This is a genomic window from Bradyrhizobium sp. USDA 4532 (genome assembly GCF_024171315.1).
GTDB lineage: Bacteria > Pseudomonadota > Alphaproteobacteria > Rhizobiales > Xanthobacteraceae > Bradyrhizobium > Bradyrhizobium australafricanum.
Genome location: NZ_JALJZN010000001.1, coordinates 2,699,783 through 2,716,255 on the forward strand (window position 1 = coordinate 2,699,783; position 16,473 = coordinate 2,716,255).

The 16,473-nt window shown below is 65.0% G+C and carries 14 protein-coding genes; 2 read left to right on the plus strand and 12 right to left on the minus strand.

Annotation, left to right across the window (positions count from 1 at the left end; genetic code table 11):
* Nucleotides 1-95 precede the first annotated feature (95 nt).
* A complete protein-coding gene (locus tag J2R76_RS13050; RefSeq protein WP_076833471.1) occupies nucleotides 96-1,022 on the plus strand; it encodes a GlxA family transcriptional regulator in 927 nt (308 codons plus the stop codon).
* Here J2R76_RS13050 and J2R76_RS40800 read toward each other — a convergent pair.
* Nucleotides 1,011-1,355: a DUF4336 domain-containing protein gene (locus J2R76_RS40800; RefSeq protein WP_076833469.1), complete on the minus strand. Its 345-nt coding sequence runs from the start codon at nucleotides 1,353-1,355 to the stop codon at nucleotides 1,011-1,013. The two genes, J2R76_RS13050 and J2R76_RS40800, sit on opposite strands and share 12 nt — an antisense overlap.
* 223 nt (nucleotides 1,356-1,578) lie before the next feature.
* Here J2R76_RS40800 and J2R76_RS13060 point away from each other — a divergent pair, with 223 nt between their 5' ends.
* The gene (locus J2R76_RS13060; RefSeq protein WP_158074235.1) at nucleotides 1,579-2,946 is read left to right on the plus strand and encodes a glycosyltransferase family 87 protein; all 1,368 of its coding nucleotides are present in this window, start codon (nucleotides 1,579-1,581) and stop codon (nucleotides 2,944-2,946) included.
* Nucleotides 2,947-3,260: 314 nt separating this feature from the next.
* Here the strand turns inward: J2R76_RS13060 and J2R76_RS13065 are convergent, their stop codons facing one another.
* The 11 genes from J2R76_RS13065 to J2R76_RS13115 all read right to left on the minus strand — a co-directional run bounded on the left by J2R76_RS13065 (nucleotide 3,261) and on the right by J2R76_RS13115 (nucleotide 16,465).
* Nucleotides 3,261-4,094: an inositol monophosphatase gene (locus tag J2R76_RS13065; RefSeq protein ID WP_309143537.1), complete on the minus strand. Its 834-nt coding sequence runs from the start codon at nucleotides 4,092-4,094 to the stop codon at nucleotides 3,261-3,263.
* 57 nt (nucleotides 4,095-4,151) lie between these two features.
* Nucleotides 4,152-5,342: a multiple monosaccharide ABC transporter permease gene (gene mmsB / locus J2R76_RS13070; RefSeq protein WP_076833463.1), complete on the minus strand. Its 1,191-nt coding sequence runs from the start codon at nucleotides 5,340-5,342 to the stop codon at nucleotides 4,152-4,154.
* A complete protein-coding gene (gene mmsA, locus J2R76_RS13075; protein ID WP_076833461.1) occupies nucleotides 5,339-6,919 on the minus strand; it encodes a multiple monosaccharide ABC transporter ATP-binding protein in 1,581 nt (526 codons plus the stop codon). Before mmsA ends, mmsB begins: the two co-directional genes overlap by 4 nt.
* Nucleotides 6,920-7,088: 169 nt before the next feature.
* On the minus strand, nucleotides 7,089-8,162 hold the full coding sequence (gene chvE / locus J2R76_RS13080) for a multiple monosaccharide ABC transporter substrate-binding protein (protein ID WP_057015877.1): 1,074 nt from the start codon (nucleotides 8,160-8,162) through the stop codon (nucleotides 7,089-7,091).
* 615 nt (nucleotides 8,163-8,777) lie between these two features.
* Nucleotides 8,778-9,494, minus strand: coding sequence for an HAD family hydrolase (locus J2R76_RS13085; RefSeq protein ID WP_076833459.1), 717 nt, complete (start codon nucleotides 9,492-9,494; stop codon nucleotides 8,778-8,780).
* Nucleotides 9,491-10,432 carry a CbbX protein gene (gene cbbX / locus J2R76_RS13090; RefSeq protein WP_143271192.1) on the minus strand — a complete coding sequence of 314 codons (942 nt, stop codon included), beginning with the start codon at nucleotides 10,430-10,432 and terminating at the stop codon, nucleotides 9,491-9,493. The genes J2R76_RS13085 and cbbX overlap by 4 nt, the downstream gene beginning before the upstream one ends.
* A 109-nt stretch (nucleotides 10,433-10,541) precedes the next feature.
* Nucleotides 10,542-10,967 carry a ribulose bisphosphate carboxylase small subunit gene (locus tag J2R76_RS13095; protein WP_076833455.1) on the minus strand — a complete coding sequence of 142 codons (426 nt, stop codon included), beginning with the start codon at nucleotides 10,965-10,967 and terminating at the stop codon, nucleotides 10,542-10,544.
* A gap of 12 nt (nucleotides 10,968-10,979) precedes the next feature.
* The gene (locus tag J2R76_RS13100) at nucleotides 10,980-12,437 is read right to left on the minus strand and encodes a form I ribulose bisphosphate carboxylase large subunit (RefSeq protein WP_038377118.1); all 1,458 of its coding nucleotides are present in this window, start codon (nucleotides 12,435-12,437) and stop codon (nucleotides 10,980-10,982) included.
* Nucleotides 12,438-12,473: 36 nt separating this feature from the next.
* Nucleotides 12,474-13,556 carry a class II fructose-bisphosphate aldolase gene (gene fba / locus J2R76_RS13105; protein ID WP_076833454.1) on the minus strand — a complete coding sequence of 361 codons (1,083 nt, stop codon included), beginning with the start codon at nucleotides 13,554-13,556 and terminating at the stop codon, nucleotides 12,474-12,476.
* A 15-nt stretch (nucleotides 13,557-13,571) separates the two neighbouring features.
* Entirely contained in the window at nucleotides 13,572-15,593 is a 2,022-nt protein-coding gene (tkt, locus tag J2R76_RS13110) for a transketolase (RefSeq protein WP_076833452.1), read from the minus strand.
* Nucleotides 15,590-16,465, minus strand: coding sequence for a phosphoribulokinase (locus J2R76_RS13115; protein ID WP_028331481.1), 876 nt, complete (start codon nucleotides 16,463-16,465; stop codon nucleotides 15,590-15,592). Before J2R76_RS13115 ends, tkt begins: the two co-directional genes overlap by 4 nt.
* Between the last annotated feature and the right edge of the window lie 8 nt (nucleotides 16,466-16,473).

The following is a 16,473-nucleotide window of genomic DNA, read 5'->3' on the forward strand; positions in this document are numbered from 1 at the left end:
TCCTGATCGAGATCGGCAGCGTCTCGGCGTCAGAGTTGCGATTTTCCGGCCCGGCAGCTAGTGTCAAAAATGACATTGATCGCGGATTTTATGACATGACCAGGATTGCGGTTGTCGAGATCGACGGCTGCCTCGCGTCAGCGGCCGCCATCACCCACGACGTGCTGGCCACCGCCAACCGGATCAGTACGTCGAAGCGCGCGCCCTTCGAGGTGACGACGCTGCGTTATGGGCCGAGGCGGCGCGCCGCCCGATTGCGCGGCGCCGACCTTGTCATCGTTCCGGGGCTCGGCTCGGCGTCGGCCGATGCACTGGAGCGGAAGCTGGCGACACCGGCATGTCGGCACGCCCGCGACATGCTGGTCACGGCGTTCGCGAGCGGCGCGATGCTCGCCGCGTCCTGCGCCAGCAGTTTCCTGCTCGCGGAGACCGGCCTGCTCGACGGCAAGCGAGCGACCACGACATGGTGGTTCGCGCCGCTGTTTCGGCAACGCTATCCGAATGTCGAGCTGATGACGGAGCGGATGGTGGTGGCCGACTGGCCGATCGCAACCGCCGGCGCGGCGATGGCGCAGATGGACCTGATGCTTGCGGTGATCACGCGTTTCGGCAGCCCGGCGCTGGCCAAGGGCTGCGCCAATTACCTGCTGCTTGGCGAGCGGCATTCGCAGGCGCCGTTCATGGCAATCAATTATCTTGCCAGCCAGGACCTCAAAATCGCCCGGGCCGAGAAATGGGTGCGCAGCAACATCGCGCGCGACTTCACGATCGGGGACGTCGCCGCCGCCGTCGCGCTGGCGCCGCGGACATTTGCCAGACGGCTCGAGTCGATCTGCGGCGTGTCGCCCATTCAATTCGTGCAACGCATCAGGATCGAGACGGCGCGGTCGTTGCTCGAGACCACGCGCCTGTCGGTCGAAGAGATCGCGGGTAAGGTCGGATACGCCGAGCCATCGACCCTCCGCCGGCTGATCCGGCGCGAAACGCGGCATTCGCCGCGGCATTTCCGCTCAGGCGGTTGATCCGCAACGACGCCACATCCGCGATGAAATCATCACGCCGACAGCCACGCGAAGGCGCGGCGCAAGAATGCCGGCGCATCCTTTTCGACTGGCGTGCCATGTGCTTCCACTCGCGAGGAACAAATGATGCAGCGAGTTGGGCGCCACGATGTGCCTGACCTGGCCGAGTGCGTCGACGCCGGCCTGCATTTGCTCGGTCAACCGGACCGGCGACCAGATGAAAAGGGCACCGTCCGCCAGCCTGACGATGGCCATCCGGGTCGGATAATGAAACCCGGCGACCGCAAGGTTCGGTCCCCCGGCAATCCAGATGTCGTGGCCGAACTGCTGCAATACGCCATTCGCGATGAACCTTGACCGTCGGGCTCCGCATCCAACCCCGCACGCTGCCGCCGGGTTCATTTACCATGCCCGGCGTGACAGGCCGCGGACAAGGGCAATGTCGATCATCGGTTCCGATTGCGCCGCGGCCAATTGCAACGATCGGGTTTACGCAACCTTAGACGATTTGATCCAAATGTTGCGCGTGCACGACGCGATTGGGATGAAGCGGCCGATGTCGCAAAAGTCGGACCTCGAGGGACACAGGCTGCCCTTCGCTGATGACGCCGCGCGTCACCTCGCAGCGGATGACGCAGGTCGTGACGCTGTGATGCCGCGCGTGACCATCAGCCGAACCTCGAATGCGTCCGCAAGTCAGCCGCAGGCGGCAATCGCGCATTCACCGCAGTCCGGCGCGGGCGTACTGGTCTCCGCGCTGCGTGAGGCCGACTGGCTCACGGCTGACCGTGTCACCGCCTTCACCCGCGTATTTCTCGTCCTGTTCATCGCCTGCATCGCGATCATCCCATGGGCCGCGCCGACGATGGAAGTCGGCCATGATTTCGCGGCGTTCTGGACCGCGGCGAAGCTCGCGCTCCAAGGCCGCGCCGGCGACGCCTATGGCGACGCGGGCCGCGCCGCTGTAGCCGCCGTGCTCGGTCAGAACACCTACGCACCGTTCTTCTACCCGCCGACGTCGCTGCTGTTCTGGCTGCCCTTTGCACTGGTTCCCTTTGCAACGGCGGCCGTCGTCTGGATCTTCGCGACCGGCGCCGCCTATGCAGCCGCGGTGAGAGCCATGCTCGAGCGCGGCTCCGTCGTTCCAGCGCTCGCCTTTCCCGCCGTGTGGGTGTGCGCGCTATTCGGACAGAATTCGCTGTTCTCGGCGGCTCTGCTCGGCGGATCGGCCGTCACGCTGGACCGCTACCCGGTGATCGCCGGCGCGCTGCTCGGGTGCTTCAGCTACAAGCCGCAGATCGCCCTGCTTGCGCCGCTGGTGCTGATCCTGACGCGGCGCTGGCGCGCGCTGGCTGCTGCGGCCGCAACGACGCTCGTGCTTGTGCTGGCGGCCACCGCCTTCTTCGGGATCGACCCGTGGATCAAGTTTGTTGCCGTTCTGCCGGAGGCAAGCGCCTGGAGCCTCGGCGGCGGACCCGGTTTCGAGAAGTTCGCCAGCCCCTATGCCGCGGTCAGGCTGGCCGGCGGATCCAGCAGCACGGCCTGGCTCGTCCAGGTGACCGCGGCCGCGATCGCGATCGCCGTCCTGATCCTGGTGCTGCGAAAACGTCCCGGCGGCGCCGCCGAGATCGCGCTGATGGTGGCGATGACCGGCCTGTGCGTACCATCGCTCGGCAACTATGAGGTCGTGATCCTGGCGATCCCGGGCGCGTGGCTGATCGCGCAGGCGCTTGCGCAGGGTTGGCTGCCCTATGAACGCATCGCCGTCGCGGCGCTTTATTTGACGCCATTCGCCATGGTGCCTGCGGGCGCCAACGGCCTGCAACTGGCACCGATCGCCGCTGCGGCAGTTGCCATCCTTGTCGTGCGCCGCATCAGGCATCTGCCACTCCCGGATGCTCCGGCCGAAATCGCCAATCACTGATTTGCCCGACGTGGCAAGTCCCTTTGCGAAGACGCGAGGCGGACGGCGAAATCGTGCAGGCCTGACGCCCTAAGCGAAGGTATGACCCACAAACGACGACCCATATTGGGTGTCGTCCCTGCGAAAGCAGGGACCCATAACCACAAATGCTGATTGTTGAACGATGTTGGGACAACGAGTCCCACTCACAACACCTGCCGCGGCGTATGGGTCCCTGCTTTCGCACGGACGACACCGAACAAGCTGTTTGACAGTTGAATCCGAAAACCAATGTGGCTCATAACCGCCGCAACGCGACGAACCGGCGTCCGCTGCTATCCAGCCGGCATCAGGATCGCCTCTCGCGCCGCGTGCCAGCTCGCCTCGTCGGGTGCGCACAGCAAGCCGCCGGTCAGATTGACCGGCCGGTAGGATGATCCGTCGAAATGCGCGCTGTAGCCGCCGGCCTCGCGATGCAGCAGCCAGCCCGCGGCATGATCCCACGGCATCAGCTTGTTGTAGAACAGCAGGTGGCAATGTCCGGAGGCCGCCATGCGATACTCGTGCGCGGCGCATCTGAGCCAGGCGCTGCCGCCGAGCCTGGAAAGATTGCCGGCGACAATTGTGCGTAGCGGCTCGGGCAGGAAGTTGACGCCGACGATCGTATCCATCTGCTTGACCGGCACGGCGGGAGCCACTTTCAGGTCATGCCGCCGGCCGTCCGGCATCGCGAGCCACGCGCCCTCGCCGCGCAGCGCGAATGCGGTGTCGTTGCTGACCGGATCATGGATCGCGCCGAGCACGATCTCGCCGCGCATGGTGGCCGCCACCATGGTGCCGAACAGCGGCAAGCTCGAGGTGAAGTTCCGCGTGCCGTCGATCGGATCGATGATGAAGGCAAGCTCCGCGGTTCCGACCTGATCGAGCGCGGCCGGATCACGCGCGGTGCCCTCCTCGCCGATCACAACCGCATTCGGAAACGCCCGCAGCATCGCCGCCGATATCGCCTGCTCGGCAAGCTCATCGGCTTCGGTGACGACGTCGAATGCCGATGTCTTGGTGCGGACCTCGATCTCCCGCACGCGGCGGAACCGCGGCATGATCTCGCTGCGGCCGACTTCGGCAAGGATGGCTCCGATATCAAGCGCGTCGGCGTGGGACAGTTTCACGCGGCATTCTCCTGCGTTGCGCCGGCATCCTATCGTGGAATTGCGACTGCGTGGCGGTCAGCGGCGCTGGTTGTAGACATCGATGCAGACGGCGCCCAGCAGGACGAGGCCCTTGATCACTTGCTGATAATCGATGCCGATACCGAGGATCGACATGCCGTTGTTCATCACGCCCATGATCATGGCACCGACCACCGCGCCACCGACCCAGCCGACGCCGCCATAGGCCGACGCACCGCCGATGAAGCAGGCGGCGATCACATCGAGCTCGAAGCCGAGGCCGGCCTTCGGCGTCGCGGTGTTGAGCCGGGCTGCGAACACCAGCCCGGCGAGCGCGGCCAGCACGCCCATGTTGACGAAGGTGAAGAAGGTGAGCCGTTCGGTCTTGACGCCCGACAGTTTCGCCGCCTTGGCGTTGCCGCCCACCGCGTAGATCTGCCGCCCGATCACCGTCCGCCGCGTGACGAAGCCATAGAGCGCGATCAGGACGGTCATGATGACGAGCACGTTGGGCAGGCCGCGATGCGAGGCGATCAGGTAGGTGAAGTAGAGCACCGCGCCCGCCAGCGCGATGCTCTTGACGACGAAGAACGCATAGGGCTCGACGGCGATGCCGTGCGCCTGCTCGCGCGCCCGGCTCCTGGCGGTCGCCAGCACCAGCACAAACGCCAGGACGATGCCGATCGCGAGCGACGTCGGATAGAGCGTGCCGGCGCTCGGGAACAGCTCGGGGATGAAGCCCGACGACAGCTTCTGGAAGGTCGGCGGGAACGGCCCGACCGACTGGCCCTGCAGGACCGCAAGCGCGAGGCCCTTGAACACCAGCATGCCCGCCAGCGTCACGATGAAGGACGGAATGCCGAAATAGGCCACCCAGTAGCCCTGGGCCGCGCCGATCGCGGCGCCGACCAAGAGGCAGGCGACGAAGGCGATCGGGTAGCTGACATGGTAGCGCACCATCAGCACCGCCGCGACGGCGCCGACGAAGCCCGCGACCGAGCCGACCGAAAGATCGATATGCCCGGTGACGATCACCAGCAGCATGCCGAGCGCCATGATGACGATGTAGCTGTTCTGCAGCACGAGATTGGTGAGGTTGAGCGGCTGCAACAGCGTGCCGTCGGTCACGATCTCGAAGAACAGCATGATCGCGAGCAGCGACAGCAGCATGCCGTAGTTGCGCAGATTGTTCTTGATGAAGCCGGAATGCCTGGGGGCCTCGGGAAGTGATACCGTCTTGTCGGTCATGGTGCCCCTCCTCCGGCGCGTGCCACCCTTTCGTCGGCGCGGCGTCCGGACATTCTGTCATTGCGCATGATGGCGCGCATGATCTTCTCCTGCGTCGCATCGTGGCCTGCGAACTCGCCGACGAAGGCGCCGTCATTCATCACGCAGATCCGGTCGCAGATGCCGAGCAGCTCGGGCATCTCCGAGGAGATCACCACGACGCCCCTGCCGGCCTCCGCCAGCTCGTTGATAATGGAGTAGATCTCGTATTTCGCGCCGACGTCGATCCCGCGCGTCGGCTCGTCCAGCAGCAGCACCCTCGGATCGGTCATCAGCCATTTCGACAGCACGACCTTCTGCTGGTTGCCGCCCGAGAGGTCGCCGGTCGCCTGGTAGACGTCGGAGCAGCGGATCCGCATCCGGGTGCGGTAGTCGCTCGCGGCCTTCAGCTCGGCGACATCGTCGATCACGCCGCGATCCGACACCTGGCGCAGGCTCGCCACCGTCACGTTCTTGCGGACGTCGGCGGCAAGGATCAGCCCGAGCTGCTTGCGGTCTTCGGTGACATAGGCGATGCCGGCATCGATCGCGGCCGGCACGCTGGACAGATCGGCCTCGCGTCCATCGAGGCGGACCTTGCCGGAGACGTTGGTGCCCCAGGCGCGGCCGAACAGGCTCATGGCGAACTCGGTGCGGCCGGCGCCCATCAGGCCGGCGATACCGACTACCTCGCCGCGCCGCAGTGTGAAGTCGACGTTCTTGATCACCTGCCGCTCGGTATGCAGCGGGTGATACACTGACCAGTTCTCCACCGTCATCACGGGTTCGCCGATCTCCGCCTTCCGCTCGGGAAAACGATGCGCCAGATCGCGGTCGACCATGCTGCGGATGATGCGGTCCTCCTCGATGCGCTCGGTCCGGCAGTCGATGCTGTCGACGGTGCGGCCGTCGCGCAGCACCGTGATGCGGTCGGCGACCCGCGCAACCTCGTTCAGCTTGTGCGAGATCAGGATCGAGGCGATGCCCTGCTCGCGGAAGGCCAGGAGACGCTCGAGCAAGGCGGCGCTGTCGGCCTCGTTGAGACTGGCGGTCGGCTCGTCGAGGATCAGGATGCGCACCCGCTTGGACAGGGCCTTGGCGATCTCCACGAGCTGCTGCTTGCCGACGCCGAGGTCGGTGATCAGCGTGTCCGGCGGCTCCCGCAAGCCGACCTGCGCCAACAGTTCGGCGGTCCGCCGATGCACCGCGTTGCGGTCGATGACGCCGAACCGCGACGGCGGATGCGACAGAAAGATGTTCTCGGCAATCGACATCAGCGGGATCAGCGCCAGCTCCTGATGGATGATGATGATCCCGAGCGCCTCGCTGTCGTTGATGTCGCGGAAGCGCCGCTCCTCGCCGTCGAACACGATCGATCCATCGTAGCTGCCGGCCGGATAGACTCCGCTCAAGACCTTCATCAAGGTCGACTTGCCGGCGCCGTTTTCGCCGACCAGCGCATGGATCTGCCCAGCCTCGACGGTAAAGCTGACGTCGCGCAACGCCTGCACGCCGGCAAAGCTCTTGCTGACGCCGCGCATCTCAAGCATTGCCGTCATCGGATCATGTCCTGCAGCGTCAATCGCCCCCCGGCCCGGCTCGCCGCCGCTTGCCCGGCGATCCGCCCCGAAGCCTATTCCGTTCCGATTAAATCGGAACGGGGCTCCAGATTCTAGTTTTGACGCGTTTTCCTCACGCGAACCGGTACCCGCTTCGCTCGAAAACGCTCTAGTCGAATTGCGAGCGCTTGTAATAGCCGCTGTCAATCAGGACTTTCTCCCAATTGGTCTTATCCACCACGACCGGCTTGAGGAGATAGGACGGAACCACCTTGACCCCGTTGTTGTAGGTCTTGGTGTCGTTGACGCTGACCTCCTTCTTGCTCAGCACAGCGTCGACCATGTCGGCGGTGACCTTGGCGAGGTCGCGGGTGTCCTTGAAGATGGTCGAATATTGCTCGCCGCGCAGCATCGCCTTGATCGAGGGGACTTCGGCATCCTGCCCGCTGATGTACGGCATCGGCTGGTCCTTGCTGCCGTAGCCGACGCTCTTCAGCGAGGAGATGATGCCGATCGACAGGCCGTCATAGGGCGACAGCACCGCGTCGACGCGCTTCTTGCCGTAGAACGCACTGAGCAGGTTGTCCATCCGCGCCTGCGCGGTCGCACCGTCCCAGCGCAGCGTCGCAACCTTGTTCATGCCCGTCTGGCCGCTGCCGACCACGAGCTTGCCGCTGTCGATATAGGGCTTCAACACCGACATCGCGCCGTCGTAGAAGAAGTACGCGTTGTTGTCGTCGGGCGAGCCGCCGAACAGCTCGATGTTGAAGGGCCCCTTGCCCTCCTTGAGCCCGAGCGCGTTCTCGATCGACTGGGCCTGCAGCACACCGACCTGGAAATTGTCGAAGGTCGCGTAATAGTCGACGTTGGGGGTGCCGCGGATCAGGCGGTCATAGGCGATCACCGTGATGCCCTGGGCCTTGGCCTGCTTCAGGACATCGGACAAGGTGGTGCCGTCGATGGCCGCGATGACCAGCACCTTGGCGCCCTTGGTCACCATGTTCTCGACCTGGGAGAGCTGGTTCGGAATGTCGTCTTCGGCATATTGCAGATCGGTGCCGTAGCCGCGCTCCTTCAGCACCTTGACCATGTTGTTGCCGTCGTCGATCCAGCGTGCCGAGGACTTGGTCGGCATCGCGATGCCGATGGTCGGCTTGCTCTGGGCCATGGCGTCGCGATCCGACACCGTCGCGGCAAGGCCGGCCAGCGCAAGCGCGAACAAGGTGGTCTTCAATTTGAACATGCTTCACTCCCTTGCTTTTTTGAGTTGGGATTCCAGTTGCCGTGGACAGCATCAATCGACGGCGATCGCTCGTGGGCCGGCCTCAGATTCTACGGCGATGTCGGATCGGCGCCGGGACCGTCACGAACCGAAATTGCGGAATGTCGATCGTACCCGTCAACAGCGCCAATGCTCGCTACGCATGGTCGGTCATGTCGATCCCGCAATGCCGGGTTCAGCCGCGAGCCATGTCGTTGGACGAACGAGGCGCAGGAATGACGTGGAGGATCATGAGGCGCCGGTCTCCCGGAATCGTTGGCGAGCGCCAGCGTCCGACAGGACGTCTGGCGGTGCGCTGCCGTTTTCTGCACCCTTTGGTTGATGTTGCCGCTGCAATGTGGACGCAAGCGCCGACTGGCCATTTATTTAATTATCCGAAGAAATTGATCGGAGACGCGGAGGGTCGCAGGGGTACTGTCCGGAATCGCTGGCAAGTCCCATCGCCTCCCAGGTGGTGCAGCACCGCTTCTGGTAACCTTTGGCCGGATTGTGCCTTCACCCTGCTATGGATGCAAGCGCCATTTATTTCATCATCTGAATAAATTGGCCTGAGCTGCCGGCCGGCGGCAGCGATCTTCAGGCGTCGATGTCAGAGAGATCGTCAACAACCAGCAATGCCTCGGTGAAATCGTCGTCGCTGAAATAGGTGCTGCGGGTGATGACCACGGGGATGCCGGCGCGCGCCGCGGCGGCGAGGCCGTTGCCGGAATCCTCGATTGCGACGCAATCTCCCGGCCCGAGCCCGAGCCGGGTCAGGACCTCGGTGTAGACGTCAGGCGCCGGCTTCTTCCGCGGCACGTCGTCGCCGGCAACGATCGCCTCGAACTGATCGGCCCAGTCCAGCCCCAGCGAAACCGAAAGCAGCGCATCGATATTGCCGTGCGAGGTGGTCGTTGCGATCGCCAGGCGCTGGCCGCGGCTGCGCGCGCCGGCGAGCCAGGCCCTGACACCCGGCCGCAATGGGCAGCCGCCCGAGGCAATCAGCGCGGCGTAGCGCGCGGTCTTGATCCTGTGCAGGTCGGCGATCTCGGCGAATGTCAGCATTGGGACCGCGTTGCGCTGGTCGAAGGCGCGGATGCGCTCCTTGCCTCCGGCCACCCGAAGCAGCCGCGCATAAGTGACCTGGTCCCAGAACCAATCGAGGCCGGCTTCGGCAAAGGCTTCATTGAAGGCGCGGCGGTGCACTTCCTCGGTTTCGGCGAGCGTGCCGTCGACATCGAAGATCAGGGCGCGGGCGCTCACGATGATGTCGCGCATCCCGGCGGACCGGATCACGGCGAGCGCCTCGTTCATCGTCCCTCGCCCGGCGCACCGGCGCCTTTGACGAACACCCGGCTAGCGAGCACGTCGCCGGCCTCGATCGACATCACGTCGTCGGCGGTGAGCGTGCGGTCGAGCTTCGCCACGATCCGGTTGGCCTGGCGCAGCCGGATGCGATCGAGCGCATTGCGGATCGAGCGTGCATTGGAGAACAGCGGCTGTTCTTTGCGCACGGCGATGTAACGGATGAAGGCCTCGCGGGCTTCCGGAGAGAACCGATAATTCTGCTGCTGCAACATCAGCTCGGCGATCCAGAGCAACTCGCCGTCCGAATAGTCCGGGAAATCGATATGATGCGCGATGCGGGAGCGGAAGCCTGGATTGCTCTGGAAGAATTTCTCCATGCGGTTGCCATAGCCGGCCAGGATCACCACCAGATCCTCGCGCTGCTGCTCCATCACCTGCAGCAGGATCTCGATCGCCTCCTGCCCGTAGTCGCGCTCATTTTCCGGGCGATAGAGGTAATAGGCCTCGTCGATGAACAGCACGCCGCCCATCGCCTTCTTCAATATCTCTTTCGTCTTCGGCGCGGTGTGGCCGATATATTGGCCGACGAGGTCGTCGCGCGTGACGCTGATGACGTGGCCGCGGCGCACGAAGCCGAGCTTGTGCAGGATGCCGGCCATCCGCAGCGCGACCGTGGTCTTGCCGGTGCCGGGGTTGCCGGTGAACGACATGTGCAGGGTCGGAAACGTCGTCGCCAGCGCCATCTTCTGCCTGATGCGTTCGACCAGCAGCAGCGAGGCGATCTCGCGGATGCGGGTCTTCACCGGCTTCAGGCCGATCAATTCGGTATCGAGCTGGTCGAGCACGTCGCCGATGCCGAGGTCGGCGAATTCATGGCGAAGGTCGATGGTCTCGAGCGGGGTCTCGCGGATTTGTTCGCTGATCTGTTCTTGCGCCTGCGTCATTATCATCTCGCCTGGAAAAGCTCCGTCGCCGCGGCGGCGACGACGGAGAAGTGCATCCGGACCAGGACGGTCGAGGGAGCAACCCGCCTGGTTTGCAAGCCGGACGCGGTCAATGATCGGTGTAGCGTTCGCCTTCGGGGCGGCCCGCTGCATAGGAATGGGTCGCATAACGCAGATTGCGTCCGGCCGCCTCCTGGCGGTCGAGCCGGAAGCCTGGCTCCTCCTGCGGCCGGTTGACGATGAAGGAGATGCGAACCGACTCCCAGCCCGGGCTGGAATCAAAGCCGGAGATCCGGATATAGCGGTCGCCATAGACCCGTCGGCAGTCGGCGAGCTCCTTCATGATGCCCGCCGCATCGCGCAGGTCGAACATCGGCAGGCCCCACATGTCCCAATAGGTGTTGCGGGGATGCGGATCGTCGGTGAACTCGATGTTCACCGCCCAACCCTTGTCGAGGCAGTATTGCACCTGCGCAGCGATCTGCTCGTCGGTGAGATCGGGCAGGAACGAGAAGCAGCCTTGGGTAACGCGCATGAGTATCTCCTCTCAGACCGCCATGCTCGGCGTGGGAACGAAATCGGGGGCGTCGGTCGACTCGTAGTTGAAGGTGACGTCCTTCCAGACGTCGAGCGCCTCGCGCAGCGGCGTGCAGGTCTGCGCCGCCTTGGCCAGGATCTCCGGCCCCTCATGGACGTAGTCGCGCCCCTCGTTGCGGGCGAGGATCATGGCCTCCAGCGCGACGCGGTTGGCGGTGGCGCCGGCCTGGATGCCGCGGGGATGGCCGATGGTGCCGCCGCCGAACTGCAGCACGACGTCCTCGCCGAGCAGATCGAGCAGCTGGTGCATCTGGCCGGCATGAATGCCGCCAGAGGCCACCGGCATCAGCTTGTTGAGGCTCGCCCAGTTCTGGTCGAAGAACACGCCGTGCTCCAGGTGCAACGGATTGAAGTCCTCGCGGCAGATGTCGTAATAGCCGCGGGTGGTGTTCGGATCGCCCTCGAGCTTGCCGACCACCGTGCCGGCATGGATGTGATCGACGCCGGCGAGCCGCATCCATTTCGCGATCACGCGGAACGAGACACCGTGGCTGCGCTGCCGCGTGTAGGTCGAGTGGCCGGCGCGATGCAGATGCAGGATCATGTTGTTCCTGCGCGCCCACTTCGCCATCGACTGGATCGCGGTGTAGCCGATCACAAGGTCGATCATGACGATGTTGGAGCCGAGCTCATGGGCAAACTCCGCGCGCTCGTACATGTCCTCCATGGTCGCCGCGGTGACGTTGAGATAGGTCCCCTTGATCTCGCCGGTCGCGGCCTGCGCGCGGTTGACCGCCTCCATGCAGTAGAGGAAGCGCTCGCGCCAGTGCATGAAGGGCTGCGAGTTGATGTTCTCGTCGTCCTTGGTGAAATCGAGCCCGCCTTTCAAGGCTTCATAAACAACGCGGCCGTAGTTGCGGCCGGACAGGCCGAGCTTCGGCTTCACGGTGGCGCCGAGCAACGGACGGCCGAACTTGTCGAGCCGCTCGCGCTCCACCACGATGCCGGTCGCGGGGCCCTGGAATGTCTTCACGTAGGCGGTCGGCAGCCTCATGTCCTCGAGCCGCAGCGCCTTCAGCGGCTTGAAGCCGAACACATTGCCGATGATCGAGGCCGTCAGGTTCGAGATCGAGCCCGGCTCGAACAGGTCGAGGTCATAGGCGATGTAGGCGAAGTAGCTGCCCGGCGAATTCGGCACCGGATCGACGCGGTAGCACTTCGCCCGGTATTTCTCCGCGGCCGTCAGCCGGTCGGTCCACACCACGGTCCAGGTCGCGGTCGAGGATTCGCCCGCCACCGCCGCGCAGGCTTCGGTCGGATCGACGCCATCCTGCGGCGTGACGCGGAACAAGGCGATGACGTCGGTGTCCTTGGGCTCGTAGTTCGGCTCCCAATAGCCCATCCGCTTGTATTCCATCACGCCGGACTTGTAGCGATCCTTGCCGCGCACTGTGATCGACTGCTGCATGTTCATCGAAATCTCCTGTGGTTCGTCGCCATTTGCTCAGGCGGCCTGGGTCATCTTTCCAATTTGCGGATCGAGCGCGCCGGCGCGATAGCGGCGGGCCATCTCCGGCAGTGCAACCACCTTGATCCGGGCGGCATTGCCGGCCGTGCCGAACTGCTCGAAGCGATCACGGCAGAGTTCGCGCAGCGCATCCATCGCAGGCTTCAGGAATTTGCGCGGATCGAACTCGCTCTTCGATTGGACGGCGACCTTGCGGAAGGCCGCCGCCATCGCCAGGCGGCAATCGGTGTCAATATTGACCTTGCGCACCCCGTGCTTGATGCCGCGGACGATCTCCTCGACCGGGACGCCCCAGGTCTGCGGCATCTCGCCGCCGAACTGGTTGAACATGTCCTGCAGCGGCTGCGGCACCGAGGACGAGCCGTGCATCACCAGATGCGTGTTCGGCAGCCGCGTGTGGATCTCCTCGACCACGCGCATCGCCAGGATCTCGCCGTCGGGCCGCCGCGTGAACTTGTAGGCGCCGTGCGAGGTGCCCATCGCGATCGCGAGCGCATCGACCTTGGTGGCGCGGACGAAATCGACCGCCTGGTCCGGATCGGTGAGCAGCTGATCATGACTCAGCTTGCCCTCGACGCCATGGCCGTCCTCCTGCTCGCCGCCGCCATGCTCGAGCGAGCCGAGCACGCCGAGCTCGCCTTCGACCGACGCGCCGACCCAGTGCGCCATGTCGACCACCCGGCGGGTGATATCGACATTGTAGTCATAGTCGGCTGCGGTCTTGGCGTCGGCCTTGAGCGAGCCGTCCATCATGACGGAAGTGAAGCCGTAGCGGATCGCGGTGGCGCAGGTCGCCTCTTCATTGCCGTGATCGAGATGCAGGCAGAGCGGAATCTGCGGATGCATCTCCTCGAGCGCGTCGATCATCTTCGCCAGCATGATGTCGTTGGCATAGGAGCGCGCGCCGCGCGAGGCCTGGATGATGACAGGCGCATCGCAGGAAGCCGCCGCCTCCATGATGGCGAGGCCCTGCTCCATATTGTTGATGTTGAAGGCCGGAACGCCGTAGCCGCGTTCGGCGGCGTGGTCCAGCAACTGCCTCAGGGTTATCCGCGCCATGGTGGCGTCCTCCTTTCAATTCGCTCGTTGAATGAGCTGTTTTGCTGCAGCAGCGATTGCCGCGGGCGTGATGCCGAATTCGCGGTAGAGCACGTCGGCCGGCGCGGAAGCGCCGAAGCCGGCCATGCCGACGAACGCACCGTTGTCGCCGAGCCAGCGGGCCCAGTCGCCCTCGACCGCAGCCTCCACGCCGACGCGCGGGGCGCTGCCAAGCACCTGGGCGCGATAGTCGCTCGGCTGCTGGCGGAACAGGTCGAAGCACGGGCCCGAGACGACCGCGGCCTGTACCCCGTCTTCCGCCAGCAGCTTTGCGGCTTCGAGCGCAATCGCCACCTCCGAACCCGTTGCAATCAGGGTGACGTCACGCGCGAAGGCCGGCTCGACGAGAACGTAGGCGCCGAGCGCGACCTGGTTGTCCTTGCTGCCGTCGCGAACCGTCGGCAGCGCCTGCCGCGACAGGCAGAGGATCGACGGCGAGGTCTCTGCCTTCAGCGCGCAGTCCCACGCTTCCGCGGTCTCGACCGCATCGGCCGGACGGAACACCAGGACGTTTGGGATCGCGCGCAGCGCCGCCAGATGCTCGACCGGCTGATGGGTCGGCCCGTCCTCGCCGAGCCCGATGGAATCGTGGGTCATCACATGGATGACGCGGATCCCCATCAGCGCCGCAAGGCGGATCGCCGGCCGGCTGTAATCGGCAAAGCTGAGGAAGGTGCCGCCATAAGGAATGAACCCGCCGTGCAGGGCGATGCCGTTCATCGCCGCGGCCATGCCGTGTTCGCGGATGCCATAGTGGATGTAGCTGCCGTCGAGCGTTTCCGGCCGCACCGAAACCTGCGACTTCGCCAGCGTCAGATTGGAGTGCGTGAGGTCGGCCGAGCCGCCCAGCAAATTGGGCAACGCCTCCGCGATCACGTCGATGACCTGCTGCGAAGCCTGTCGCGTGGCGAGCTTCGGCCGCTCGGTCGCGAACCGCTCCACCAACTTTGCCATCGCCTCGGCATAGGCGCAGGGCAATTTCCGGTTCAGCGCATCGTGGAACGGAGACCGCTCGGCCCTGTCGCCCTTGCAGGCGCTGCGCGAACGGTCGATCCAGGCCCGCCGCGCGTCGCGGCCGCGGCCGCCGAGCTCGCGCCACTCCGCCAGCACCGCATCGGGAATCTCGAATGCCGGATACGGCCAGCGCAGCGCGGCACGGGTCTTCGCCATCTCATCGGCACCGAGCGGCGCGCCATGCACCTTTTCGCTGCCCTGCCGGTTCGGCGCGCCGAACCCGATCACCGTCCGGCAGGCGATCAACGACGGACGATCGCTCGATCGCGCCTGCCTGATCGCCGCGGTAATCGCCTGCGGATCGTGGCCGTCGATGCGGTTGACGTTCCAGCCGCTGGCCTTGAACCGCGCTGCCTGGTCGTCCGAACAGGACAGCGAGGTGGCGCCGTCGATCGAGATATGATTGTCGTCGAACAGCACGATCAAGCGGTTCAGCCGCAAATGGCCGGCCAGCGAGATCGCCTCATGGCTGATGCCTTCCATCAGGCAGCCATCGCCGGCGATCACATAGGTGTAGTGGTCGACGAGGTCGTCGCCGAAGCGGGCGTTCATCAGCCGCTCGGCAAGCGCCATGCCGACCGCGGTCGCAACCCCCTGCCCGAGCGGCCCGGTCGTGGTCTCGACACCCGGGGTGTGGCCGTACTCGGGATGGCCCGGGGTCTTCGATCCCCACTGCCGGAACGCCTTGAGCTGGTCGAGCGTCATGCTCTCGTAGCCTGTGAGGTAAAGCAGCGCGTAGAGCAGCATCGAGCCGTGACCGGCCGACAGCACGAAGCGGTCGCGGTCGGGCCACGCCGGATCGGCCGGGTCGAACTTCAGGAAGTCCGTGAACAGCACGGTCGCGACATCGGCCATGCCCATCGGCATGCCGGGGTGGCCGGATTTCGCCTGCTCGACCGCGTCGACGGCCAGGAAGCGGATGGCGTTCGCCATCTCGTCGTGGCTGATTTCGGGGCGGCTGGCAACGGACGCAAGTGCGGTCATATCGTTCGCCTCTTTCGTTCGATCAGTTGCAGGATCAGCGGGGTCAGGATGAGCTGCATCGCGAGGTCGAGCTTGGCGCCGTGCACCACGATCGAATTGGCGCGCGACATGAAGCTGTTCGGGATCATCGAGAGCAGATAGGGGAAGTCGATGCCGCGCGGGTTCTTCAAGCGGATCACGACCATCGATTCATCCGGCGTCGGGATCCAGCGCGCGATGAAAGGGTTCGACGTATCGACGGTCGGCACGCGCTGGAAGTTGATGTCGGTCTCGGTGAATTGCGGACAGATGTAGTTCACGTAGTCCGGCATGCGGCGCAGGATGGTGTCGGTCACCGCCTCGGTGGAGTAGCCGCGATGGCTGCGGTCGCGATGCAGCTTCTGGATCCATTCGAGGTTGATGACCGGCACGACGCCGATCTTGAGGTCGGCATGCTGCGCGACATTCACCTTGTCGGTGACCACGGCGCCGTGCAGGCCCTCGTAGAACAAGAGGTCGGAATTCTCCGGCAGCGCCTCCCAGGCGGTGAAGGTGCCGGGCTTGGCGCCGTAGAGCCGCGCTTCCTCCTCGTCGTGCACATAGTGCCGCGTGGTTCCGGTGCCGGTCTCGGCATAGTCGCTGAACAGCTTCTCCAGCTCCTCGAACAAATTGGTCTCGGGGCTGAAATGGCTGAAGTGCTTGTTGCCGCGCTCGGCTCTCTCCGCCATCAGGCTGCGCATCTCGGCGCGGTCGTAGCGGTGGAACGCGTCGCCCTCGATATAGGCGGCGACCACGTTCTCGCGGCGGAAGATGTTCTCGAACGTCTTCTTCACCGAGGTGGTGCCGGCCCCGGAGGAGCCGGTGATCGAGATGATGGGATGCCGACGTGACATGCGGTCCT

What these genes read in the sequence shown, in the direction of transcription:
- J2R76_RS13050 (WP_076833471.1), top strand. Translation starts at nt 96, where the DNA reads ATGACCAGGATTGCGGTTGTCGAGATCGACGGCTGCCTCGCGTCAGCG.
- J2R76_RS13060 (WP_158074235.1), top strand. Translation starts at nt 1,579, where the DNA reads ATGTCGCAAAAGTCGGACCTCGAGGGACACAGGCTGCCCTTCGCTGAT.
- mmsB (WP_076833463.1), bottom strand. Translation starts at nt 5,342, where the DNA reads ATGACCGACAAGACGGTATCACTTCCCGAGGCCCCCAGGCATTCCGGC.
- mmsA (WP_076833461.1), bottom strand. Translation starts at nt 6,919, where the DNA reads ATGACGGCAATGCTTGAGATGCGCGGCGTCAGCAAGAGCTTTGCCGGC.
- chvE (WP_057015877.1), bottom strand. Translation starts at nt 8,162, where the DNA reads ATGTTCAAATTGAAGACCACCTTGTTCGCGCTTGCGCTGGCCGGCCTT.
- J2R76_RS13085 (WP_076833459.1), bottom strand. Translation starts at nt 9,494, where the DNA reads ATGAACGAGGCGCTCGCCGTGATCCGGTCCGCCGGGATGCGCGACATC.
- cbbX (WP_143271192.1), bottom strand. Translation starts at nt 10,432, where the DNA reads ATGACGCAGGCGCAAGAACAGATCAGCGAACAAATCCGCGAGACCCCG.
- J2R76_RS13095 (WP_076833455.1), bottom strand. Translation starts at nt 10,967, where the DNA reads ATGCGCGTTACCCAAGGCTGCTTCTCGTTCCTGCCCGATCTCACCGAC.
- J2R76_RS13100 (WP_038377118.1), bottom strand. Translation starts at nt 12,437, where the DNA reads ATGCAGCAGTCGATCACAGTGCGCGGCAAGGATCGCTACAAGTCCGGC.
- fba (WP_076833454.1), bottom strand. Translation starts at nt 13,556, where the DNA reads ATGGCGCGGATAACCCTGAGGCAGTTGCTGGACCACGCCGCCGAACGC.
- tkt (WP_076833452.1), bottom strand. Translation starts at nt 15,593, where the DNA reads ATGACCGCACTTGCGTCCGTTGCCAGCCGCCCCGAAATCAGCCACGAC.
- J2R76_RS13115 (WP_028331481.1), bottom strand. Translation starts at nt 16,465, where the DNA reads ATGTCACGTCGGCATCCCATCATCTCGATCACCGGCTCCTCCGGGGCC.